The organism is Leptothrix discophora, assembly GCF_030705305.1.
Lineage (GTDB): Bacteria > Pseudomonadota > Gammaproteobacteria > Burkholderiales > Burkholderiaceae_C > Sphaerotilus > Sphaerotilus discophorus.
On the sequence record NZ_JAUZEE010000006.1, the window covers coordinates 164,990 to 187,712 of the forward strand.

Below are 22,723 nucleotides of genomic sequence, written 5' to 3' on the forward strand. Positions count from 1 at the left end.
GCGTCCCGCGAGGCGCTTCTTGCAAATGCGAATGGTTCGCATTAAACTGGTGACATGTCGGAAGCAGCCCCTCAGACCTCCAGCGCCCGGACACCGGAACGCGATGCCGCGCCCTCGTCGGCCGTCGCCGAGGGTGGCCCGCGCCGCCTGCGCAGCGTCGATCTGCTGCAGGGCGCGGACGAGGTGCTGATCGAGCACGAGGACGCCTGCTACCGGCTGCGTCGCACCTCGCTGGGACGCTTGATCCTGACCAAGTGAGGCGCGGGCCGACACCCGTCGCCACCCGCCTTTCCGACCTTCTCTCGCAGATTCGCGGCCCAGCCCATCGCCAGGTCATGCGTCGCCGGCCCCCTTCGGGTCGTCGACCCCGCAATCGGATGCCAACCCGTTGTGTGGAAGCTGACCCATGGCCGATCGCCTGTCGAACCAACCTGATCTTCTCGTCCGCCCGTCGCGGGCCGCGTCGCTGCTGCCGCTTGGCGCCCTGGCCTGTGGCCTGGGCATGCTGGGCAGTCCCGCCTGGGGCGCCGACGAGGCGGCGGTGAGCGATCCCGTCACGCTGCCGCGTGTCACCGTGACCGCGCCCGACCTGCCCGAGCAGGGCCGCGACGGCCTGCAGGTCACGCGCACCCGCATCGGCAAGTCCGAGCAGGACCTGCGCGACCTGCCGCAGTCCATCAGCGTCGTGACCGAACGCCTGATCGACGACCGCAACCTCGACACCCTCAAGCAGGCGCTGACCCAGACTGCCGGCATCACCTTCCTGGCGGCCGAAGGCGGCGAGGAGGACATCCGCCTGCGCGGCTTCTCGCTGCAGGCGACCGGCGACATCTTCATCGACGGCATGCGCGACCCGGCCTTCTACGACCGCGACGCCTTCAACTGGGACCGGCTGGAACTGCTGCGCGGCTCGGCCTCGATGCTGTTCGGCCGCGGCTCGACCGGCGGTGCGGCCAACCAGGTCACCAAGCAGGCCTACCTGATGGACGGCCAGCAGGTCGACCTGACGCTGGGCAGCCACGCCTACCGTCGCCTCGTCGGCGACGTCAACGTCGTGACCGGCGAGGACGCCGCGCTGCGCCTGAACGCGATGGTCACGAAGGCCGACAGCGACGGCGCCGGCAACCGCCTCGACAAGCGCGGCCTGGCCGGCAACTTCCGCTGGGGCATCGGCCACAAGGACGAGTTCGGCGTCTCGCTCTACCGGCTGGAGAACCGCAACGGCATGAACTACGGCCTGCCGTGGATCAGCCCGACGGCCACCTCGGCGGCGGCCGACCGGACGATGATCTCGTCGCTCGACCCGAACGCCTCCTACGGCATGGCGAGCGACCGCAACGTCGGCACCGCCACCACCGCGACCTTCGACCACAGGCACCGCTTCGACGCGGACAGCGCGCTCAAGACCACCGTGCGGCGCGGCGCCTACAGCCGCGACCAGCGCGCGAGCACGATCCGGCTGTGCCAGCAGACCACCAACCCGACGACCGGCGTGGTGACCAACCCCGGCTGCCCGACCGTGCTGCCAACGCTGGACACCTTCAGCGACGCGACCGTGTTCACGCGCGGCACCCAGCTCAAGATCCAGGACCTCGACACCCTGCAGGCGCAGAGCGACTTCAGCACCCGCTTCGAGGCCCTGGGCCTGCGCCATGAATGGGTCAGCGGCATCGACCTGGCGCGCGAGGAGAAGGTCGTCTATGCCGCCAGCACGCCCGCTGGCGTCGACCTGACGAAGCCGCGCACGACCGCCGGCACGCCGGACGACGGTGCCCGGATTGACGAAGACGCCCGCCTGCTGCGCACTGGCAGCGGCTTCGTCAACCACAACGTCGGTCTCTACGCCCAGGACCTGGTGAGCGTCGCCGAAGGCTGGAAGCTGCTGGGCGGCCTGCGCTACGACCGCATGCGCGGCGATTTCGAGCAGATCGCCGCGAACGGCGCGGGGACGCGCCACGAACAGAAGATCGGCGAGTTCAGCAAGCGCCTGGGCGTGATCTGGCAGCCGACCGCGCGACACAGCTTCCACGCGTCCTGGGGCAGCTCGTTCAACACCTCGGGCGACTCGTATTCCTACAACGCGCTGAGTGCCAACACCGCGCCGGAGCAGAGCCTCAACACCGAGATCGGCGCGCGCATCGAGAGCGAGGACAGGCAGTTCACCACCCGCGTCGCGCTGTTCCGCTCGGTCAAGACGAACGAGCGCAACACCGACCCCGACACCGCCGCGACCGCGCTGCTGCTGTCGGGCAAGCGGCATGCGACCGGCCTCGACATGGACGTGACCGGCCGCCTGACGCGCGACTGGGACGTCTACCTGTCCTACATGTGGATTCCCGATGCCCGCGTCGACGTGGCCGCGCCGACCGCGACCACCTTCGGCAACCGCGCCGGCGACCGGCCCGGCCTGACCCCGAAGCACAGCGGTTCGGTCTGGAGCAGCTGGCAGCTCACGCGCGCGTTGCGGCTCGGCACCGGCGTCAACTTCCGCAGCGCCAGCACGCCGGCCGACCAGCAGGCCGTCGGCGCGATCACCTCGCCCGGCTACGGCACGCTGGAGCTGATGGGCGAATACGCCATCGAGCCCGATCGCACCGTCATCAAGGCCAACCTCGCCAACGTCACCAACAAGCTCTACGGCGCCAGCCTCTACCGCGGCCACTACGTGCCGGGTGCCGGCCGCACGCTGCAGGTGACGGGCACGCTGAAGTTCTGACCGACGTCCTGCTTTCCCGAACCTTCGAGGTCCGCCCCATGCTGCTCCACGTCCCCCAGGTCCTGAACGCCGCCGAGCTGGACCACGCCCGCACGCTGCTGGTCGACGCGCCCTGGGGCGATGGCCAGGTCACGGCGGGCGTGCAATCGGCGCAGGTCAAGAACAACCAGCAGCTGCCGCAGGCTCACGCGCTGAGCCAGTCCTTGCAGCAGATCGTGCTGGCCGGCCTGAACCGGCATGCGACCTTCTTCTCGGCCGCCCTGCCCAAGAAGATCTTCCCGCCGCTGTTCAACCGCTACGGCGGGCAGGCCAATGCCTTCGGCAACCACGTCGACAACGCGGTGCGCTTCGTCACCCGCGGGCCGCAGACGGGCCAGCGGGTCCGCACCGACGTCAGCTGCACGCTGTTCCTGGCCGATCCGGCCGACTACGACGGCGGCGAACTGGTGATCGAGGACACCTACGGCAGCCAGCGCGTCAAGTTGCCGGCCGGCGACCTCGTGCTCTACCCCGGCACCAGCGTGCACCGGGTCGAGCCGGTCACGCGCGGGGCCCGCGTGGCGAGCTTCTTCTGGCTCGAGAGCATGGTGCGCAGCGACGAGCAGCGCCGCCTGCTGTTCGACATGGACCGCCACCTGATGCACCTGCGCCAGACGGTCGGCGAGACCGATGCCGGCGTGATCGGCCTGACCGGCACGTACCACAACCTGCTGCGGCAGTGGGCCGAGACATGAGCACGGCGAGCCCGTTCGATCCGCTCGGCCCGCGCGGCCGCATCGCGCTGGTCATCACGGCGCTGGCTGCGCATGTGACCGCCGGCGTCCCCCTCTGGTGGCAGCGCCCGGCGCCGTCGACGCCGGCCAGCCTGGCGCTGTTGCAGGTTGACTGGGTCGAGGCGCCGGTGCCACATCCCGCACCGGTGATGCCCAAGCCCGCGATGCCCAAGCCCGTGACGCCGATGCCCGTGATGCCGATGCCCATGACCCCCGCGCCGCCGCGTCCCGTCGCCGAACCGGCCCGGCCGGTGTGGGCCGCACCCCCCGTACCCGCCGCGCCTGCGGTGCTGGCGGCGGCGCCGTCGGCCGATCCGGCACCGGCGCAGGCGCTGCCAGCGGTGGCGCAGCCGTTGCCGCCATCCATGCCGTCCACCATGCCGTCCGCCATGCAGCCACCCATGACGCCACAGGTCGCAGCGCCGTCGGCGACGGCCGCCCCGCACCGTGTCACGCTGTCGGCCACCGACTGGGTCCGACCGCCCGTCTACGCCTACCCGCGCGAGGCCCAGCGGCGGCGCGAGCAGGGCGTGGTGGCCGTGCGCATCCTGTTCGACACGCAGGGCGTGCCGCGCCAGGTGAGCCTGCTGCGCAGTTCCGGTTCCGCCGCGCTCGATGACGAGGCGCTGGCCAAGGCGCGCGGCTCACGTGCCCGGCCGCGCCTGCAGGACGGCGTGCCCGTCGAGTTCCTTGCCGACACCGAAGCCGAGTTCAAGTTCTGACCCAGGAGAGATGGCGCCATGCCCAACCCCGTGATGTCCCCGGCGACCGATGTGGTCGCCAACCCCGTCGCGACCGCAGTTGCCCAGTCGGTTGCCGAGTCGGTTGCCCAGGCGGTTGCCGCCACCCCCGTCGACGCCGGCCTCGGCTTCGGGCATGTCATCGGCCAGTCCGATGCGGTCGGCAAGGCCTTGCTGGCGGTGCTGCTGCTGATGTCGGTGGCCTCGTGGGCGCTGATCCTCGTCAAGGGCATCGGCGGCGCGCTGCAGCGGCGCCACAGCCGGCGTTTCCTCGACTTCTTCTGGAACGCGCGCTCGCTCGACGCGGTCCAGGGCGAGCTGCAGATCCACGGCGTGCGCGAGCCCTTCGGCCACCTCGCCGCCCATGCGCTCCAGGCGCGTGACCACCATGCCCGCCACGGCGCGGCGCGGCTGGAGGAGGCTGGCAGCGCGCAGGACTTCATCACCCGCACGATCCGCAAGGTGCTCGACGAGGAAGGCACGCGGCTGGAGAACGGCCTGACGCTGCTGGCCACCATCGGCGCGACGGCGCCCTTCGTCGGCCTGTTCGGCACGGTCTGGGGCGTCTACCACGCGCTGGTCGCGATCGGCATGAGCGGCGCGGGCTCGCTCGACCAGGTCGCCGGACCGGTCGGCGAGGCGCTGATCATGACCGGCCTCGGCCTGGCCGTGGCCATCCCGGCGGTCATGGCCTACAACGCCTTCAGCCGCGCCAACCGCGTGCTGAACGGCCGTCTGGACGCCTATGCCTTCGAGCTGATGACCTTCCTGTCGACCGGCTCGACGCTGGCGGGTGGGCAGGCCGGTGGCACGCCCGCCGCCCCTTCGAATGGCGAGGTCCGCGCCATGCCCGTGCCGCGCGGCGTGGCCGCCTGAGGGGGAGACGACGATGGCCTTCGCCAGCTTCGACCGCCGCTCCGCTGCCGCGCCGGTGGCCGAGATCAACATGGTGCCGCTGATCGACGTGCTGCTGGTGCTGCTCGTGATCTTCATCGTCGCCGCGCCGCTGCTCACGCACAGCGTCAAGCTGCGCCTGCCGCAGGCCAGCAGCCAGCCGACGCCGGCGCGGGCGGTGCAGGTCGATGTCTCGATCGACGCCAGCGGCCAGCGCCACTGGAACGGCGAGCCGGTCAGCCGCGACGAGGCCATCGCTCGCCTGCGCAGCGCCGGGCTGCTGCAGCCGCAGCCGGAGATCCGCCTGAGCGCCGATCGCGAGGTCGCCTACCGCCACGTCGCCGAGACGCTGGCCGACGCGTCCGCCGCCGGCCTGAGCCGGATCGGCTTCGTCAGCCAGCCCGAACGCCGCGCTCCCTGACGCCGGAGCTTGATCCTGCACACCTGCGTCCGCACGGGTGGCTCGCTATAGTTCCGCCGCGCGTGCGGGCGTTTCGATCCGCCAGGGGAGCGGGTCGATGGACAGGGCAGGGATGCAGGTATCGGGCAAGGTCAGCGGAAACGCCCGTGTCGGCGGGGGCCGGCCATGAAGGCGCTGCTGGTCGACGACCACGCGCTGTTTCGCGACGGCTTCACGCTGCTGATGGGCCAGCGCTTCCCGGAGGTCGAGCTGATCGGCGCGGCCGACATCGGCGAGGCCGGCCTGGCGCTGGCGGCACATCCCGACATCGAGCTGATCCTGCTGGACCTGGGTCTGCCCGACAGCCAGGGCCTGTCCAGCCTGCAGCGACTGCAGGCCCGCGCCAGCGACGTGCCGGTGGTGGTGATGTCGGCCGACGAGCGGCCCGAGACCATCCTCGCCGCGATCGACCAGGGCGCCGCCGGCTTCGTGCCCAAGACCGCCCGGCTCGCGGAGATCGAGGGTGCGCTGCGCATCGTGCTGGACGGCGGCACCTACCTGCCGGCGGGCATCTACCGCAACCTCGCGCCGGTGCAGTCCGCCGGCCTGGACCCGGCCCGCCTGCGTGACGCGCGCTTCGAGGCGCTGGGCCTGTCGCCGCGCCAGATCGACGTGCTGCGCCTGCTGGTGCTGGGGCGGTCGACCAAGCTGATCTCGCGCGAACTGGACCTCGCCGAGTCGACCGTCAAGACCCACCTGTTGGCGCTGTTCCGCAAGCTCGACGTCAACTCGCGCACCCAGGCCATCGTGGCGGCGGCGCGGCTGGGCCTCACCTTCGATCTGTGACGGCGGCGGCGCCGGGCGGGCGCCGGGCCTGGCGTTCCGCCTGGCGTTCGTCGTGCTGGCGGCGGATCTGCATCAGCATGCCCAGCAGCGCCTCGGCCCGGAAGGGCTTGTGCAGCACCGGGATCGCTTGCGCTTGCAGCCGCGCCAGCTCGCTGCCATCGGTGTCGCCGGTGATGACCAGCACCGGCACCGGTCCGGCATGGCTGCGCAGCGCATCGATCACCTCCATCGCGCTGGCGCCGATCAGGCGCTGGTCGGTCACCACGAAGTCGATGCCGGCATGGCCGCGAGGGCGCAGCGCCAGCCATTGGCGGAAGCCGGCCAGGCCGGCATGCGATTCGACCTCCGCGCCCCAGGCGGCCAGCCGGGCGCTGACCGCAGCACGGACCTGCGCGTCGTCGTCGACCAGCACGATGCGCCAGTGCCGCAGCGGCTCGCCTGGCGGCGGTGGCGCAGCGACCACCGGCGGCGGCGGTGCCGCCTCGTCCAGCGTGACCGTGAAGGCGCTGCCGCGGCCAGGCTGCGAGCGCAGGCTCAGCGGATGAGCCAGCAGCGCGAGCGATCGCCGCACGATCGCCAGCCCCAGGCCGAGGCCGACATGGCCGTCGCCCGGGCTTGCCTCGCTGGCATGCCCGCCCTGCACGAACTCCTCGAAGATGCGCTCCTGCTGGTCGGCCGGGATGCCCGGGCCGGTGTCGATCACGCGCAGCTCGACCTGCCCGCCGCGCCGCCGTGCCGCCACCAGCACGCCGCCCTGTTCGGTGTAGCGCAGCGCGTTGCCGACCAGGTTGCGCAGCACCTGTTCGAGCATCACCGCATCGCTGCGCACCGCCAGCCGGGTCGGCCGCAGGCGCAGCCTCAGCTTGCGGCGCGCAGCCGATTCGTCGGCATGTGGCGCGATGGCGTCGAACAGCCGCTGCAGCTCGACCGTGCCGATGCGCGGCTGGACGGTGCCGGCCTCCAGCCGTGACAGGTCCAGCAGGCCCTTGAGCAAGGTCTCCATCGAGGCCACGGCGTCGTGTACCCGGTCGATCATGCGGCGCTGGGTCGGGGCCTGGATGTGCTCGCGCAGCAGGTCGACCAGCAGGCCGATGGTCACCACCGGCTGGCGCAGGTCGTGGCTGGCAGAGGCCAGGAAACGCGACTTGCTCTGGTGCGCCAGTTCCAGCGCGTGGGTCCGTTCGGCGACCCGCTGTTCAAGCTGCGCGTTGACCTGCTCGACCTGTTCGAGCCCGCGCACCAGGCGCTGCACCAGCGTCGAGGCGAAGACCGCGAAGACCAGCGGCAGCGCCAGCGCCATCCAGTAGCTCGCCATCACCGACAGCACGCCGCGCCAGGCCAGGTAGTCGTGCAGCGCCGAGCCGATCAGCAGCAGCAGCGAGGTCAGCATCAGCGTGCGCCGGGTCGAATGCAGCCGCCAGGCCCGCATCGCCACCAGGCCCAGCGGCGGCAGCACGGCCGCCAGCACCAGCGGGTAGGTCCAGGCCCGCAACAGGTCGGTCCAGCCGAGCGCGTTGGCCGGCACGCCCAGCACCATCAGCGGCAGGTCGATCGCCAGCAGCACCCAGCGCCACGGGTGGCGCGGCTGCTCGGCCAGCACCAGCGCCAGCAGGCCCAGCAACAGCGCGCAGAGGATCTGCGAGACATACATCAGTCCGTCGAACCACAGTGCCTGCTGGCTCGAATAGAACAGCGTGTAGGCGCTGCCGCGCAGCGAGATCAGCAGCCACAGCAGCCCGAAGCCGGCGGTGGTCGTGTCCTGGCGGCGCCGTTGCCAGCCGTACATCAGCATGAACAGGCCCAGCGCGCTGCCGCCGCCGTTGAGGAACAGCGGCAGCGTGTGCTCCAGCAGCATCTGGTCGCGGTGGCCGGGTGCCAGATCGCCGACCGGACCGGCCAGCACCTCGGACAGCCCGCCGCGCGTGCTGTGGTGGACACGGATCTCCAGCTCGTTGTCACCGGGTCGCAGCAGGCGCTGCGGCAGCGGCAGCAGCGCCGGGGCGGCGCGGCTCAGCGGCACCTGCACCGTCGCCGTCAGGCTGGGCGGATGGCCTGGCCAGGTGTCGGACAGCAGCTCGCCGTTGACGCGAACCTCGTGCAGGTCGGCCAGGCGGTCGATGCGCAGCGCCCAGGCCTGGCGCGGCAGGGCATCGAGCCGCAGCCTCAGCCGGTAGATCCCGCTGCCGGACGGCGCCAGGCCACGCTGGCCCCAGGTGTCGGGCAGGGCCACGACCTGCGGCTCGGCGTGCCCGCCATCGGTCGAGAAGACCGCCTGCAGCAGCTGAACGGCGCGCGGTTCGCGGTCCGGTTCGAGCCGATCGATGGGCTGCGCCCGCACCAGGCAGGCGCCGTGCAGCAAGAGGATGAGCAGGAGCAGGCGGGCAATCATCGGCGGGCCAGATGATCGCAGACGACCCTCCTCAGGTCCTGCTTAGGAGACCGTTTCCGGCGGGCCCGCCGCCGCCTTCACTTCGCGTCGAGCCTGAGGATCCAGCCGACCAGCTTGCGCGCGTCGTCCTGGCCGATTGCGACCGCGTTGGGCGGCATCGCCAGGCCGGAGGCCTTGCCCTTCCAGTGGCTGTCGTAGGGGTTGGAGCCTTGCAGCACGGCCTGGGTCAGCGCGTCGTCGGCGCCCTTCTGGCCACGGTACTTGGCCGAGACGTCGCGCCAGGCCGGACCGATCGGCGGCAGGCCTTCCGGGCCCTTGGCGCCGCGCTCGACGGCGTGGCAGGTCGGGCAGCCGGCCTGGGCGGCGAGCTGGTGCGCGGCGTCGTCGCTCAGGCCGGCGGCCTGGGTGGCGGTCGGCATGGCGGCCGCAGCCAGCAGCAGGGTGGCGGCGGTGGCGGCCGTGGCGAGTCGGTTCAGGGCTTGCGTGGTCATCGTGACGCTCCGTTCTTCAAGGGAATGGACGTCAGCTTGGCGGCACCGGCCCTGCCGCCTTTGAGCCGCATCAAGCGCCACCGGCGTTTTGTCAGCCTGGAGCAGCCGCCATCGCCGGCGTGGCGTGGCTGCTGCACGGCAACACCAGATTGGAGCGCCGCGCTGTGGCGGCCTGGGACAGCGCCGCCGGCCGGCGCGCAGGGCTCAGGCCTGCCGGTCCAGCAGCATCGCGTCGCCGTAGCTGAAGAAGCGGTAGCGCTGCGCGATCGCGTGCTGGTAGAGCGCATGCATGCGTGCATGGCCGGCGAAGGCGCTGACCAGCATCAGCAAGGTGCTGCGCGGCAGGTGGAAGTTGGTGACCAGCCGGTCGACCACGCGGAACGGGAAGCCCGGCGTGATGAAGATGTCGGTCTCGCGCGCGCCGGCCTGCAGCGGCAGACCTAGGGCCGCGCTGTCGCGGGCGGCCGATTCGAGCGCCCGCAGCGTGGTCGTGCCGACCGAGACGACGCGCCCGCCGCGTGAACGCGTGGCCTCGATCGCGGCCACCGTCGCGGCCGGCACCTCGAACCACTCGCTGTGCATGCGGTGCTCGGCCACCCGCTCGACCCGCACCGGCTGGAAGGTGCCGGCGCCGACGTGCAGCGTCACGCTGGCGCGGCCGATGCCGCGCGCGTCCAGGGCGGCCAGCACGGCCTCATCGAAATGCAGCGCGGCGGTCGGCGCGGCCACCGCACCGGGGGCGCGCGCGAACACGGTCTGGTAGCGGCGCGCGTCCTCGGCATCGTCGGCATGGGTGATGTAGGGCGGCAGCGGGATGTGGCCGCAGCGCTCCAGCAGCGCGAACACGTCGGACGGGAAGCGCAGGTGGAACAGCCCGTTCTCCGGCCCGCAGCGGCCCAGCACCTCGGCCCGGAAGGTCTCGCCCGCGTCGCTGCGGAAGACCACGCCCTGGCCGGGCTTGGGCGACTTGCTGGCGCGCAGGTGGGCCCAGACCTCGTGCGAGCCGGACGGCCCGACCGGCAGCACCCGCTCGACCAGCGCCTCGACCGATCCGCCCGAATCCTTCGCGCCGTGCAGCCGGGCGCGGATCACCTGGGTGTCGTTGAAGACCAGCAGGTCGCCCGGCGACAGCAGGCCGGGCAGCTCGCGGAAGATGCGGTCGACGGGTGACTCGCCGCGCCCGTCCAGCAGCCGCGAGGCGCTGCGCTCGGCGGCCGGGTGCTGCGCGATCAGCTCGGGCGGCAGCTCGAAATCGAAGTCGGAGAGGGTCAGGTTCGGGTCGATCACGTTCAGGGTCCAGGAAACGGTCCGGGTGCGCTTGCGGGAAGCGGCGTCGGGCGTCAGAATATAACAAACGTTATAACCCAAACGTTCCCCCCTCAACCTTGTCCAGGAGACCGCCATGCACGCGCTCAAGCTCACCCAGATCGGCAACTCGGTCGGCGTCATCCTGCCCAAGGAGATGCTGGCGCGGCTCAAGCTGGAGAAGGGGGACACGGTCCATCTGACCGAGACGCCGGACGGCTTCATGCTGACCCCGTACGACCCGGCCTTCGAGGAACAGCTGGCGCTTGGCCGCGAGTTCATGCGCGAGTACCGCGACACCTTCCGCGCGCTGGCCAAGTGAGCCGGCGATGACCGAAGCTGCCAACAGCGCCTGGCGCTGGATCGATGCGCGCCTGCTGGTGCTGCTGCACGACGAGAGCCTGGCCGAGCACGGCGGGGCATCCGGCATCCGCGATGCAGGCCTGCTGGATTCCGCGCTGGCCCGGCCCGTCAACCGGGCCTTCTACGGCGGCGATCCGGCGCCGGACATGGCCGAACTGGCCGCGGCCTATGCGCACGGCCTGGCCAAGAACCATCCGTTCGTCGATGGCAACAAGCGCGCCGCCTTCCTCAGCGTCGGCCTGTTCCTGGGCCTCAACGGCTGGCGGCTGAAGGCCACCCAGGCCGAGGCCACCCTGGCCGTGTTCGCGCTGGCCGGCGGCGACTGGGACGAGGCCGCCTTCGCCGACTGGCTGCGCCAGCACATGGTCCAGCGTGCCGCCTGAGCCGACGACCGCGCCTGCCAAGCCCCTCAGCGCCCCCCAGCGCGCGCTGCAGAAGCTCGGCCTGACGCGCGACATCGACCTCGCGCTGCACCTGCCGCTGCGCTACGAGGACGAGACCCGCCTGACGCCGCTGCTGTCGGCGCACGAGGGCGACACCGTGCACCTCGAAGGCATCGTGCGCGAGTCCCGCATCGAGCTGCGGCCACGCCGCCAGCTGATCGTCAAGCTGGCCCTGCCCGACGACGACGGCGAGCCCGGCCTGCAGGGCCTGATCCTGCGCTTCGTGAACTTCTATCCCTCGCACCAGAAGACCCTGGCGGTCGGCGCGCGGGTGCGGGTGCGCGGCGAGCTGCGGCACGGCTTCTTCGGCCGCGAGATCGTGCACCCGAGCTTCCGCGCCGTCGCGCCCGGCGAGCCGATGGCGCAGGCGCTGACCCCCGTCTACCCGACCTCCGCGCAGCTGCCGCAGGCCTACCTGCGCAAGGCCGTGGCGGCGGGGCTGGCCCGCGCCCGGCTCGACGAGATCCTGCCGCCGCAGGTGCTGCCACGCGGCGTGCCGACGCTGCGCGAGGCGCTGCAGCTGCTGCACCACCCGACGCCCGACACCGGCCTGCAGGCGCTGCAGGAGCGCGAGCACCCGGCCTGGCTGCGCATCAAGTTCGAGGAACTGCTGGCCCAACAGCTCTCGCAGCTGCAGTCGCAGCGCGAGCGCGCCCGGCTGCGTGCGCCGGCGCTGAAGGCCGCGCCGGGCGGGCTGGTCGAACGCCTGCTGGCCGTGCTGCCCTTCCAGCTGACGGGGGCGCAGCGCCGTGTCGCCGAGGAGATCGCCGCCGACCTGGTCCGGCCGCAGCCCATGCACCGGCTGCTGCAGGGCGACGTCGGCTCGGGCAAGACGGTGGTGGCCGCGCTGGCCGCGGCGGTCGCGATGGATGCAGGCTGGCAGTGCGCGCTGATGGCTCCCACCGAGATCCTGGCCGAGCAGCACTTCCGCAAGCTGGTGCAGTGGCTGCAACCGCTGGGCATCGAGACCGCCTGGCTGACCGGCAGCCGCAAGGGCAAGGCCCGCGCCGAGATGATCGACAAGGTCGCCAGCGGCGCGGCCAAGCTGGTGGTTGGCACGCATGCGGTGATCCAGGACGACGTCGTGTTCGCGCGGCTGGGCCTGGCCGTCATCGACGAGCAGCACCGCTTCGGCGTCGCCCAGCGGCTGGAGCTGCGCCGCAAGCTGGCCCTGGAGGCCGGCCGCGGCAGCAGCCAGCCGCTGGAGCCGCACCTGCTGATGATGAGCGCCACGCCCATCCCGCGCACGCTGGCGATGACCTACTTCGCCGACCTCGACGTCTCGACGCTGGACGAGCTGCCGCCCGGCCGCACGCCCATCGTCACGCGGGTCTTCTCGGCCGACCGGCGCGACCCGGTCATCGAGCGCGTGCGCGACGAGGTCGGCAAGGGCAGCCAGGTCTACTGGGTCGTGCCGCTGATCGAGGAGAGCGAGGCGCTGGACCTGCGCAACGCCACCGAGACCCATGAGCAGCTGAGCGCGGCGCTGCCCGGCATCGGCGTGGGCCTGCTGCACGGCCGCATGAAGCCGGCTGACAAGGCGGCGGTGATGGCCGAGTTCACCGCCAACCGGCTGCAGGTGCTGGTGGCGACCACCGTCATCGAGGTCGGCGTGGACGTGCCCAACGCCAGCGTCATGGTGATCGAGCATGCCGAGCGCTTCGGCCTGGCCCAGCTGCACCAGCTGCGCGGCCGGGTCGGCCGCGGCGCGGTGGCCAGCGTGTGCGTGCTGCTCTACACCGGCCCGCTGTCCCAGACCGGCCGCGAGCGCCTGCGCGCCATGGCCGAGACCACCGACGGCTTCGAGATCGCCCGACGCGACCTCGAGATCCGCGGCCCCGGCGAGTTCATGGGCGCCCGCCAGAGCGGCGACGCCCTGCTGCGCTTCGCCGACCTGGCCCAGGACGGCGACCTCCTCGCCCAGGCCCGCGAGGTCGCCCCCTGGCTGCTGGACGAGCAGCCGGCCATCGCACAGGCGCAGATCCGGCGGTGGTTGGGGGGGAGGATGGAGTTTCTGAAGGCGTGAGCGATCGAGGTCATCGGCCGTTGGCTTCTGCGACTGACGCTTGACCTCACGCGCCGGTCGCCCGACCGGCAGGTGCCGCCAGGACTGCGTCGTCGCCACCTTGTCCAGCCAGGGCCGCATGAGCCTGCGGCTGGGCACTGCCGTCACCCTCCGTCGCGAGGCGTGTGAGGAACGGCGTCAACTTCGCGGATCCCAAATCCTGTGGATGACGCAGTTCGTGAAAATGAATACAGCGCCGGACCCAGCCGACATATACCTCCTCGGTCCGCAAGGCATATTGCCGGACGCGGATGGCCTGAGGCAGGCGGGTCAGCAGCTTGGGTTTAACTTGCTTTGTCGAAGTGTCAGGGTCTTCCATGCTGATGGGGCTCTCGGAGAGTGGCATCGGGCGAAATTAAGGTGGCCCAAACGCGCGACAAGTTCCCTCGCAAGAGGGGTCGCTTGGGGGCTGTTCACCTGGGAGCAACGACGCTAGTATCCACGTATGGGCGGCGAGGGGATGGCGTGTTAGGCGGCAGATCCGAATACAGACGACGTCGCCTAAACAACGTTAGACCGCTCAGGGAGAGATCTGCTCTATGCAAATGTCCGCTATCCCGTTCGGCACCACCGATTGGTCGCAGGTTGAGCGAATTGAACACAAAGGTGAGCGCGGCCGCGCGTACTGGCGCACCCAAGTCTTTGGCGGCATTCGCGTTCGCATGGTCGAGTACACGCCGGGCTATCTGGCGGACCATTGGTGCGTGAAGGGGCATATTCTTCTGTGCACCGATGGTGAGCTTCACACCGAGCTCAAAGACGGTCGTATCTTCACGCTCCATCCATGTATGAGTTACCAAGTTGCAGACAACGCTGAACCTCACCGCTCCTACACGGAATTCGGCGCAAAGCTTTTCATCGTCGATTGATTTTGCGGTCTAACCCTTCGCTCCACCTGACGTTCGCCAGTCGGCTTCGCCGTCTGTAGCCCGCAGGTGAGCTCAAACGTTAGGCGTCTAGATTGCGTCTGGTTCCGATTCAGCGGCAAGATCCCCAAGAAAGTCATTTACAAACATGTCTCCAAAACAGCTTCGCCTTCACGGATCAACACTCTTCGCCGTGGCAATCGTCTTCTTGACTGGGTGTGCAACATCATCAACTGGCGCGGTTTCAGCAGGCCCCGATACATTTGTTGTCTCGCGCCAAGCTGGCGCATTTCCTAGCGGTCGGGAGCCGCTGCTTACAGAGGCACTTGCTGAGGCGGCATCAACTTGCGCCTCACTTAAGAAAACGCTCAAGGTCATCTCTACAACAGAGAATCCCGGCCCCTACATCCTCGGCAACTACCCAAAGGCCACAGTAATGTTCTCTTGCACGTAGGTGTTGGACATGTCCGAGACGCCTCACCTCGAACGTTGGGCATCATGAAGCCGGTTCGCATTCACGCTGGCGCACAGGAAACTCGACGGTTTGTTCGTTTGCTCGTGGGGCTTGCGCTCTTGGCAATCGGTAGCGCAATACATGAATGGCTCGCTCCATCGGCTCCTCCATTCAAAGGGCGCTTGGCGTGGTTCGGTGAAGCCATCTTTGCTCTCGCCGGCTCAACTGGCTTGGTTCTTCTTTGGTTGCTGCTGGCGGTCGCAATGTTGGTCACTGCGAGGTTTGTTTGGCGCCACACGCCAAAGGCGCCCTCCGATCGGTGGCTGTGGTGAACGCATGCTGCCCAACTCATCAATCCAGTGGACCGCCTACGGCGTCCGCTGATTTCAAACGTTAGGCATCGAATACAAGACCGCATGAGCCTCATCCATACCCGAGTCGCGACGTTGGCTGACGTCGATGTCATTGCCCCACTGTTCGATGCCTATCGACAGTTCTATGAGCAAGCATCTGACCTTGCTTTGGTCAAAAGCTTCATCCGCGATCGCCTCCAAAGTAACGAATCAGTAGTCCTCCTGGCCTCAAACAAAGCACAACTGGTCGTCGGCTTCTGCCAGCTCTACCCTACCTTCTGCTCGGTCGAAGCAAAGCCGATTTACTCGCTTTACGATCTGTTCGTCAGTCCAGAGGCAAGGCGCGCAGGCGCCGGCAAGGTGCTTTTGCAAGCGGCTGAGAAACTTGCGTCGGACCACGGCAAGGCGAGAATGGACCTCACTACTGCGAGAACCAACAAGCCTGCTCAGGCCGCATACGAGTCACTTGGTTGGGTTCGTGATGAAGTCTTCTACGCCTATAGCAAGTCCGTCGATGCCTAACCTTTCCTTCAAATGGACCTGCCTTCGGCAGGTCGCTTAACTCGAACGTTAGGTGCCACAAATGCGACGTCACGTCACCGCTATCTTCTTGACCGGAACGCTTCTGTCTTTCGCTGCGGGCAGTACCTCAGCGGAGGGATTTTCAACGTTCGAGAGCATCGCATTTGTAGACTTCACACTTGAGCTCTGTAGTCGAGCCGAGCCACATCGCGCCATTGAGTTCGCAAAGTTGCGCAATTCGCCGTATGCATGCGCACCAGTAGATGCAGCCATAGTTGAGCGAGCGCGTAAATCAGCCGAATATCGAGAACTCAGCAGCAAGCTCGCCAAGGAAATGGGCAACCTGTCGAAGGAACAGGTTATCGAAATGTGTCGCACGATGTTCGAGGCAAAGTGTGGCACCTAACCCCTCCATCGAGGGGACAGCTTCCAGCGGGCTTCGCCCGCCTCCAGATGCCCCTCATGTCAAACGTTAGGCAACGCAACACACACCAACCGCGCCCATCATGCCCATGTCTGCCGACACCCGTTTTCAAGAAGCTGCCTCCGCACTCGGCTACTCGTTCGAGGGGGAGTTGAAAGTCGGCGGAAACTATGTTCCGTTGCTGCGCGACGGAACCACGCTCTACATCAGCGGTCAGGTACCCCGGGTCGGCAGCTCGGTCGTGGTCACGGGGCGAGTTGGCGAAGCAGTTTCCCTGGCGCAGGCTCAGGTTGCAGCCAAGGTCTGCGCAATGCGAGCCCTCGCCCTCTTGCAGCGTGAGCTCGGCTCCCTGGACAAGGTGCGCCAGATCTTGCGCGTCACGGTCTACACCCTGTCATCCTCGGGGTTCACCCAGCAAAGCGAGGTGGCCGACGGAGCGTCCGAGTTGCTGCACTCGGTGCTTGGCGAAGCCGGCAAACACACCCGAACATCCGTGGGCGTCTACCAATTGCCCAAGAATGCCAGCGTTGAGCTTGACCTCATCGCGTCCGTCAAGGTGTAGAGCCGCGAGCGTTGCCTAACCCTTCTACAAGGACTTCCCCGCGATCCGCCCCCCCCCCCCCCCCTAGGCAGGGATTCGATCTCCTGGAGCCTGATTCAAGGCTTGCGAATTGAATCCACATCACGAACAAGAATAGACTGCCCATCTACAAACGGCCTTGTGCGCCGTGATGTGGCGCGGGCCCAGATACGAACCGCTCAGCAGGGCTCCATTCGTTCGTCGTGGAATCCTGTCTGAAGGGAATCCACTCAGGGTTAGCCGAGTTCACCTGCGGCCGGTCTGACCTGTGTGGTGCATCTTCGAACGCACGCCTGGTAGAGATACTTGGAGAGATGTCGTGGGCAGTATTCAGGCTGGGCAGGGTGGCGTAAGCGTTTGCACCGGGCCGCTCGGCGGTATGGGCACATGCAGCGGGTCATACCGTGCACCCCGCGTCATGAGCGCCCAGAGAATGCGCGCGTTCTTGTTGGCCAGGGCCACCACGGCCTTCTGTCAACCCACGCGGGCCTTGAGTTGATCCACCCACTGCGATATCCGATCGCTGCGCTGATGCGCGGTGGTGTCCGCCGACTTGGCCCCTTGAATCAGCTGCGTGCGAAGGTATTCGTCGCCGCGCTTGGTGATGTTGCCCAGGTTCGTCTTTCCTCCCGTCGAGTTCTGCTTGGGCACCAGGCCCAGCTCTACGCTGGCCACCATCGCCGAAGCGGTGATCGGGTCGACGCCGCTGACCTCCCTGGCGGTGTGCGCCCATTCATCGCACCGCACAGGCTCTGCCATGCGCTCGTCGCACCAGGTCACATGGCCACAAGGGCCATCGACCTCGACCCCATGCTGGAACGGCCGCTTCAAGGCCAGTCGGGCGATGCCGGGCCATTCGTTGCTGGCATCTTCGATGACGTCGCCAAGCTCGCCGCGCAGCGCCTCGGGGCTTTGGGGGACCAAGTCACCGGCGATCAGCTGTGGTCGCAGGCCCAGCGCGGCCCGCTTGCTCGCCCAATGGTGCGCGCCCGAGCAGGTTTCCACCGTCACCGTGCAGCCAGCGGGCCGCTGCGCGCACCAACTCAACAACTTCTCGCGCGGCAGTTGCCGGCTGGTCACCACCCGGCTAGCAGCATCGACCACCACGGCATGAATCACTCGCTTGACCAGGTTGGCACCCACACGCACGATCGTGACTCGTGTAACCTCGCCCATGCGACTTTCTCTCTCCAACGCAGATTGACCTTCCACTCGTCAATCTTGGTGCCTAAATGCTGTCATCGGATTGGGGCCGTCGTTCCGTGTTCGTTCAACCGGAAAAATGCCGGCAAGTCTCATATCCCTGAATTTGCCGCTTCACTCAAACCAAAGCATCCTGCACGACTCAAGAGGACATATGGCCGCCGGTTCAGTCATCACCGTTCTTTCAAATATTCCCTGGGGCAAAGTCTTGGACTCTGCGCCCAAGTTGGCGGATGGCGCTGGTCGTTTGTGGGAAGCTGCAAAGAATTTCCGAAAGCCAAGATCTCCGTCTGTTCCACTTCCTGAGTCCCCATCCAGTCAAGCCACGGAGACACTGCGACTCAGTGCGCGCGTCTTAGACCTTGAGGAAACAGTCTCTGAACTGAGGGAGCAGATGCAGGCATCCGCTGAAATCATCAAGGACCTCGCAAATCAGAACTCGCTCTTGGTACAGCGCGTCGAGCAAGCCCGTCTTCGTGTGGTTCAAGTTGCGACCATCTTCTTACTAACAGTTCTGTCGCTGTCAGCGGTCACCTTATATCTCTGGCTTGCCCGATGAGGCTGTGCAATTCGCAAGCAAGAACCTTGAGTTTCACTTGTGTGTTAACCCGGCCCGCAATGTCGTGGCTGTCACGAGCTTTCATTTCGTTCTCGCTCAGTCCATCCGCCACTCTACGGGTGAGTTACGCCGCTGGTTGGGCGGAGAGTTCGAGTACTTCACGCCACTGGAAACCAAAAACTCCCAGGAGTCCACCCAAATGCCCATCGAACCCGCCATCATCCAAAAGCCCGCCTTCACCGTCGTCGGCATGGCCATCAGCACCCGAGCGCTGTCGGGCGAGATTCCTGCCTTGTGGGGAAGTTTCGGGCCGCGCATCGATGAAGTTGCCGACATGGCCGAGCCACAGGTCAGCTACGGCATCATGGAGAATTTCGATGCCTCACAAGGCACGCTGGACTACATGGCTGCGGTTTCCGTGACGAGTACCGAAAACGCGCCGCTCGGCATGGTCACGAGAACCATTGCAGCACAGACCTACGCCGTCTTCCAGGCCAGGCTTCATGGCCTCGGTGAGGCTTTTGGCGACATCTTCAACCAGTGGCTGCCGAACGCGCCATATGAACAGTTGGCCGCCCCGTATTTCGAGCGATACGACGAATCGTTTGATCCGGGCAATGCCGAGTCGGTGGTCGAGATCTACATTCCTGTCAAGCCGCGCAACGCGTGACGGAGCGCACGTCCTTCACGTGTGCGCGTCGGTCGGGTACTTCCGGTATGGGGCGTGAAAACTGGGGAATGGCCGCGCCTGGCAGAAGCTACGCGTGGCGTTGCCTCGGGTCCAGGCTGGAAAAGCATGGGCGCTGACTGCGAGCACAACGTTGCCCACGCTTTCGCTCAAACTGAGCGCCCATGTCGGGCGGCAAGGGGTAAGGGATGATCCAGATCGTTCCGTTCGATTCACGGCACGCCGCCGGCGTCGTCTCCCTGATTCTTCCGATCCAGCAATCGGAGTTCGGCATACCCATCACGCTGGACGACCAACCGGATCTGCGAGACGTCCCTGGCTTCTACCGAAGGGCGGCTGGCAACTTCTGGGTGGCTCTCGATGGCGAGGCGGTGGTGGGTTCAATCGCGCTCCTGGACATCGGCAACCATCAAGGCGCGCTGCGCAAGATGTTCGTTGCCGCTTCGCACCGGGGCCGCGAGCACGGCGTGGCGAAACAGCTGCTCGATACCCTGATTCAGGGGGCTCGAACCCATGGCGTCCAGGAGATATTCCTGGGTACCACGGCCAAGTTTCTGGCGGCGCATCGCTTCTACGAGAAAAGCGGCTTTCGCGAAATCGATCGCATGGCGTTGCCTCAGGGCTTTCCGGTGATGGCTGTGGATACCCGGTTCTATTGCTTGGCGACAACGCAGAATGCCGCTTGACCGTCGGTTTCGCTGGCATCAACGGGCCAGGTGTCTCGCCAGAAGCACGCGGTTGCATGGCTTGCGGGCGAGGCCCCACGGTATTCGCGGCGTCTACGGCGCTTGCCGGGTCCGATGCGCTGGGCAGGCCGCTGAGGTTCGCCACCTCCGTCCACTGCCGACATTCCGGATGCGCCTGCCCTGTCGCTCCACATAGACCGAACCATCCGCCGACCCGTCATGCAGACCGGCGGCTCGTTCACGATGCGACGTCTCGGTAATCTCGGGCCGGCGAACCACCCTGTGCAGCGCGTCCGGCTACTGGGCAACACGACGCGGGCCGGCGCCATCCGGCCCGCGACCCACTACAGGTCCTCATGGATGCACAGGAAGTTCCCCTCCGGGTCCTTGAACCATGCGGCCTTTTCCGAGCCGAGCACGCAGACGTGCTCCACGGTCTTGAAACCGGGCAGGTCGTAGTTCTCGAACACCACGCCCGCGCGTTTCAGCTCGGCGACGCTGTTGGCGATGTCGTCGACGCGGAAACTGATCGCCGTGTGTTCCGCCCGGGTGCCCTCCGGCTTCGGAAAGAGGGCCAGTGTGCTGCCACCGACCGCGTATTCAAACTTGCCGTCCGGCTTGAAGTTGCCGGCTTTCAGGCCGAGGCAGCCCTCATAGAAGGCCCGTGCACGCGCCATGTCCTTGACCGGAAGCATGGTGGTGACCGTGGCGTTGGCGAGCATATGCAGTCCTTTCGCTCCGCCAGCTGCGCCCGCGCCAGAGCGATCCCCTGACGCATTGGCAGTCAGACAAACAGCTTAGTCCCATCACGAACCCCGCGCCACTTGCCGAGCGCCTGCGTGCTGCCCTGCACCGGCCCGCTGTCCCAGACCGGCCCCGAGGGCCTGCGCGCAATGGCCGAAACGACCGACGGCTTCGAGATCGACCCCTCGCTGCTGGACGCGCAGCCAGCCATCGCCCTGGCGCAGATCCGGCGGTGGTGGGGGAGGATGGCGTTCTTGAAGGCGTGGGCACCGCTGGGTGCGGGCCACAGGGCCACAGGGCCACAGGGCCTCAGTGCCTCAGTGCCTCAGGGCTTCAGGTTGACACGACCGGCTGGCACCATCGAGGCATCTCGCCCACTGCTTCAGCCTGGATGTTCAGGTTGAGACACTCCGACATGACTCGCCAAGCGTCAACCCCACTCAGGTGGTCGCACTTATTGATCGGTCTATTTGATGCGTCCTTTAAAAATCTTTCAATCGAACGGCCTGATGCAATATGTCTCGCCTGTGGTTCGCCTGCCGATTCTGGTCTTGATGTCGTTTCAGATCACCGCGCTGCATGCCGAGATGCCGGCGCCTCGCACGGGCGAGGCGACAACTGCCGGGCCAAGGCCAACGATTGGTCTTCCAAGCGCGCGCGTGGGGCGACCGTACTCACGTCCATTGATCATCGGTGGGGGTCCTCCGTTTTCTCTGGTCGAGGTGTCCTGGGCGCCCGAATCGATGGGGCTCGTCATGGGCTCTGATGGCGTCTTGTCGGGCATCCCAGAACGTCCTGGCGCCTACACGCTTGACCTCGTGGTTCGTGATGTCAAAACGGGCCAGCAGACGCGTCAGCCATATCGGCTGCGTGTGCTTCCGGCGCGATCGGGCCAGAATTGATGTGCGATTGGACTGGCAAGCACGGCGGCATGAGCGTCTCGGCCACCTTGGAGGTGGCTGCCGGTTCACCTGATTCCGAGCAGCAAGAAAACGGTCGTTTCCCCGATCCTGGATCATGAACCCTGAAGTTTCCCCCGCCCTGATTCTGGCCGGCGTCCTCGCCTGGTTCGCCTTGTCCGTCATCGTCCGCAAATGGCGAGGACGGCATTTCTTCGCCACCCGCGTACCCGAAGCCGTGTTTTCCGAACGCTGGGCATCGGGTCGCCCCGGCAGTGGCCTGTTTGCGCGGCTGTCGACGGCCAAGAATTGCCTGCATGTCCAGGTCACGCCCGAAGCGGTTTGCGTCGAGCCGCATTTCCCGATCTCGCTCGGTTTTGTGGCGGAGGCCTATGACATGGACCACCACATTCCGCTGGCGGACATCCAGAGCGTGACGGTGCTCGGCGGACTTCGGATGAAGACGGTCGAAGTGGCCTACCAGTCGTCGGGCGGCAAGGGTGGCATCCTGTACTTGCTCCTGCGTCATGCAGAGACGTTTCAGGAGGCCGTGAACAGGTCCCGGCTTGAACCGGATTGATCCTCAGGAGACCCTCATGAAGACACTGACCTTCGACATCCTGATTCGCGCGCCCCGCGTCCGGGTGTGGCAGACGATGCTCGGCGCCGAGACCTACAAGGTCTGGGCGGCGGCCTTTTGTGAGGGCACGTACTACGTCGGATCGTGGGATGCGGGCAGCAAGATGCGGTTTCTGGCGCCTTCGGGCGAGGGCATGTTGTCCGAGATCGCCGAGGCGGTGCCGTTCGAGTTCGTGTCCATCCGGCACCTCGGGATGGTCGAGAACGGCGTCGAGGACACGACCAGCGACAAGGTCCGCGCCTGGGCGCCGGCCTACGAGAACTACCGTTTCTCCGACGATCCCGCTGGCTGCCAGGTCGTGGTGACCTTGGACACCGCCGCCGAGTGGGAGGATTACATGCAGGACACCTTCCCCAGGGCACTCGGGCGGCTCAAGTCGCTGTGTGAGGCTTGATGCACGGCGGGACTGGAGGCGGGACCGGCCCCAGGAAACCGACGCCGGGCAGCGGGTACAAGCGCTGGTCCAGAGCGATGCCCACACGGATGACCTCGCTTCGGATAACCTCGTCGCAGGTCGGTCCGGGTCCCTGTCCAGATAGACCTGCCGAACCGCCGTCTGGGCGCATCGGCACCGTGTGAGGGCGACGTTGTCCGTGTGGTCGTCGGTGGGCCCCATGGAACTTGCCTTGGGTTCGGTCGCGTTTTCTCAAGGAGTCCGATGGTGAACCCGGCACATCCAG

23 protein-coding genes and 1 pseudogene are annotated in these 22,723 nt (G+C 67.3%); 18 read left to right on the forward strand and 6 right to left on the reverse strand.

Features of this window, described 5'->3' with window-relative positions; translation table 11 throughout:
* Positions 1–54: 54 nt before the first annotated feature.
* The 7 genes from hemP (at position 55) to Q8X39_RS12730 (ending at position 6,369) form a co-directional block, all read left to right on the forward strand.
* Complete coding sequence (hemP, locus tag Q8X39_RS12700; protein ID WP_305750052.1) at positions 55–258, forward strand: hemin uptake protein HemP; 204 nt, start codon at positions 55–57, stop codon at positions 256–258.
* A gap of 148 nt (positions 259–406) precedes the next feature.
* Positions 407–2,716 carry a TonB-dependent receptor gene (locus tag Q8X39_RS12705; protein WP_305750053.1) on the forward strand — a complete coding sequence of 770 codons (2,310 nt, stop codon included), beginning with the start codon at positions 407–409 and terminating at the stop codon, positions 2,714–2,716.
* A 38-nt stretch (positions 2,717–2,754) separates the two neighbouring features.
* Positions 2,755–3,450 carry a Fe2+-dependent dioxygenase gene (locus Q8X39_RS12710; protein ID WP_305750054.1) on the forward strand — a complete coding sequence of 232 codons (696 nt, stop codon included), beginning with the start codon at positions 2,755–2,757 and terminating at the stop codon, positions 3,448–3,450.
* Complete coding sequence (locus Q8X39_RS12715; protein WP_305750055.1) at positions 3,447–4,211, forward strand: energy transducer TonB; 765 nt, start codon at positions 3,447–3,449, stop codon at positions 4,209–4,211. Before Q8X39_RS12710 ends, Q8X39_RS12715 begins: the two co-directional genes overlap by 4 nt.
* An 18-nt stretch (positions 4,212–4,229) precedes the next feature.
* Complete coding sequence (locus Q8X39_RS12720) at positions 4,230–5,105, forward strand: MotA/TolQ/ExbB proton channel family protein (protein WP_305750056.1); 876 nt, start codon at positions 4,230–4,232, stop codon at positions 5,103–5,105.
* 13 nt (positions 5,106–5,118) lie between these two features.
* Positions 5,119–5,544, forward strand: a complete 426-nt coding sequence (locus Q8X39_RS12725; protein ID WP_305750057.1) for an ExbD/TolR family protein — start codon at positions 5,119–5,121, stop codon at positions 5,542–5,544.
* A 165-nt stretch (positions 5,545–5,709) separates the two neighbouring features.
* Complete coding sequence (locus tag Q8X39_RS12730; RefSeq protein ID WP_305750058.1) at positions 5,710–6,369, forward strand: response regulator; 660 nt, start codon at positions 5,710–5,712, stop codon at positions 6,367–6,369.
* On the opposite strand, the gene Q8X39_RS12735 is transcribed toward Q8X39_RS12730, so the two are convergent.
* From Q8X39_RS12735 to queA, 3 genes are all read right to left on the reverse strand, one after another.
* On the reverse strand, positions 6,353–8,758 hold the full coding sequence (locus Q8X39_RS12735) for a hybrid sensor histidine kinase/response regulator (protein WP_305750059.1): 2,406 nt from the start codon (positions 8,756–8,758) through the stop codon (positions 6,353–6,355). The genes Q8X39_RS12730 and Q8X39_RS12735 overlap by 17 nt on opposite strands.
* 77 nt (positions 8,759–8,835) lie before the next feature.
* On the reverse strand, positions 8,836–9,249 hold the full coding sequence (locus Q8X39_RS12740; protein WP_305750060.1) for a c-type cytochrome: 414 nt from the start codon (positions 9,247–9,249) through the stop codon (positions 8,836–8,838).
* 204 nt (positions 9,250–9,453) lie between these two features.
* Positions 9,454–10,533 carry a tRNA preQ1(34) S-adenosylmethionine ribosyltransferase-isomerase QueA gene (gene queA, locus Q8X39_RS12745; protein WP_305750189.1) on the reverse strand — a complete coding sequence of 360 codons (1,080 nt, stop codon included), beginning with the start codon at positions 10,531–10,533 and terminating at the stop codon, positions 9,454–9,456.
* Between the two features lie 118 nt (positions 10,534–10,651).
* Between queA and Q8X39_RS12750 the strand changes: the two genes are divergently transcribed.
* From Q8X39_RS12750 to recG, 3 genes are read left to right on the forward strand one after another with little or no spacing between them, the layout of a single operon-like run.
* Positions 10,652–10,876 carry an AbrB/MazE/SpoVT family DNA-binding domain-containing protein gene (locus Q8X39_RS12750; protein ID WP_305750061.1) on the forward strand — a complete coding sequence of 75 codons (225 nt, stop codon included), beginning with the start codon at positions 10,652–10,654 and terminating at the stop codon, positions 10,874–10,876.
* Positions 10,877–10,883: 7 nt separating this feature from the next.
* Entirely contained in the window at positions 10,884–11,300 is a 417-nt protein-coding gene (locus tag Q8X39_RS12755) for a type II toxin-antitoxin system death-on-curing family toxin (protein ID WP_305750062.1), read from the forward strand.
* Entirely contained in the window at positions 11,290–13,386 is a 2,097-nt protein-coding gene (gene recG, locus Q8X39_RS12760; protein ID WP_305750063.1) for an ATP-dependent DNA helicase RecG, read from the forward strand. Before Q8X39_RS12755 ends, recG begins: the two co-directional genes overlap by 11 nt.
* A gap of 46 nt (positions 13,387–13,432) precedes the next feature.
* On the opposite strand, the gene Q8X39_RS12765 is transcribed toward recG, so the two are convergent.
* Positions 13,433–13,744, reverse strand: coding sequence for a site-specific integrase (locus tag Q8X39_RS12765; RefSeq protein ID WP_305750064.1), 312 nt, complete (start codon positions 13,742–13,744; stop codon positions 13,433–13,435).
* A gap of 220 nt (positions 13,745–13,964) precedes the next feature.
* On the opposite strand from Q8X39_RS12765, the gene Q8X39_RS12770 reads away from it, so the two are divergent.
* From Q8X39_RS12770 to Q8X39_RS12780, 3 genes are all read left to right on the forward strand, one after another.
* Complete coding sequence (locus tag Q8X39_RS12770; RefSeq protein ID WP_305750065.1) at positions 13,965–14,294, forward strand: DHCW motif cupin fold protein; 330 nt, start codon at positions 13,965–13,967, stop codon at positions 14,292–14,294.
* 867 nt (positions 14,295–15,161) lie between these two features.
* Positions 15,162–15,620, forward strand: a complete 459-nt coding sequence (locus Q8X39_RS12775) for a GNAT family N-acetyltransferase (RefSeq protein WP_305750066.1) — start codon at positions 15,162–15,164, stop codon at positions 15,618–15,620.
* Positions 15,621–16,132: 512 nt separating this feature from the next.
* Positions 16,133–16,606 carry a RidA family protein gene (locus tag Q8X39_RS12780; protein WP_305750067.1) on the forward strand — a complete coding sequence of 158 codons (474 nt, stop codon included), beginning with the start codon at positions 16,133–16,135 and terminating at the stop codon, positions 16,604–16,606.
* 348 nt (positions 16,607–16,954) lie between these two features.
* Here the strand turns inward: Q8X39_RS12780 and Q8X39_RS12785 are convergent.
* A pseudogene (locus tag Q8X39_RS12785) lies at positions 16,955–17,800 on the reverse strand (transposase).
* A gap of 785 nt (positions 17,801–18,585) precedes the next feature.
* Here Q8X39_RS12785 and Q8X39_RS12790 point away from each other — a divergent pair.
* Both Q8X39_RS12790 and Q8X39_RS12795 read left to right on the forward strand, forming a co-directional pair.
* On the forward strand, positions 18,586–19,056 hold the full coding sequence (locus Q8X39_RS12790) for a GyrI-like domain-containing protein (protein WP_305750068.1): 471 nt from the start codon (positions 18,586–18,588) through the stop codon (positions 19,054–19,056).
* Positions 19,057–19,262: 206 nt separating this feature from the next.
* The gene (locus tag Q8X39_RS12795) at positions 19,263–19,760 is read left to right on the forward strand and encodes a GNAT family N-acetyltransferase (protein WP_305750069.1); all 498 of its coding nucleotides are present in this window, start codon (positions 19,263–19,265) and stop codon (positions 19,758–19,760) included.
* A gap of 344 nt (positions 19,761–20,104) precedes the next feature.
* Here Q8X39_RS12795 and Q8X39_RS12800 read toward each other — a convergent pair whose 3' ends face one another.
* The gene (locus Q8X39_RS12800; RefSeq protein WP_305750070.1) at positions 20,105–20,482 is read right to left on the reverse strand and encodes a VOC family protein; all 378 of its coding nucleotides are present in this window, start codon (positions 20,480–20,482) and stop codon (positions 20,105–20,107) included.
* Between the two features lie 531 nt (positions 20,483–21,013).
* On the opposite strand from Q8X39_RS12800, the gene Q8X39_RS12805 reads away from it, so the two are divergent.
* The 3 genes from Q8X39_RS12805 to Q8X39_RS12815 all read left to right on the forward strand — a co-directional run bounded on the left by Q8X39_RS12805 (position 21,014) and on the right by Q8X39_RS12815 (position 22,437).
* Positions 21,014–21,406, forward strand: a complete 393-nt coding sequence (locus Q8X39_RS12805) for a hypothetical protein (RefSeq protein ID WP_305750071.1) — start codon at positions 21,014–21,016, stop codon at positions 21,404–21,406.
* Between the two features lie 115 nt (positions 21,407–21,521).
* The gene (locus tag Q8X39_RS12810; RefSeq protein ID WP_305750072.1) at positions 21,522–21,983 is read left to right on the forward strand and encodes a hypothetical protein; all 462 of its coding nucleotides are present in this window, start codon (positions 21,522–21,524) and stop codon (positions 21,981–21,983) included.
* Positions 21,984–21,999: 16 nt separating this feature from the next.
* Entirely contained in the window at positions 22,000–22,437 is a 438-nt protein-coding gene (locus Q8X39_RS12815) for an SRPBCC family protein (RefSeq protein ID WP_305750073.1), read from the forward strand.
* Positions 22,438–22,723 lie beyond the last annotated feature (286 nt).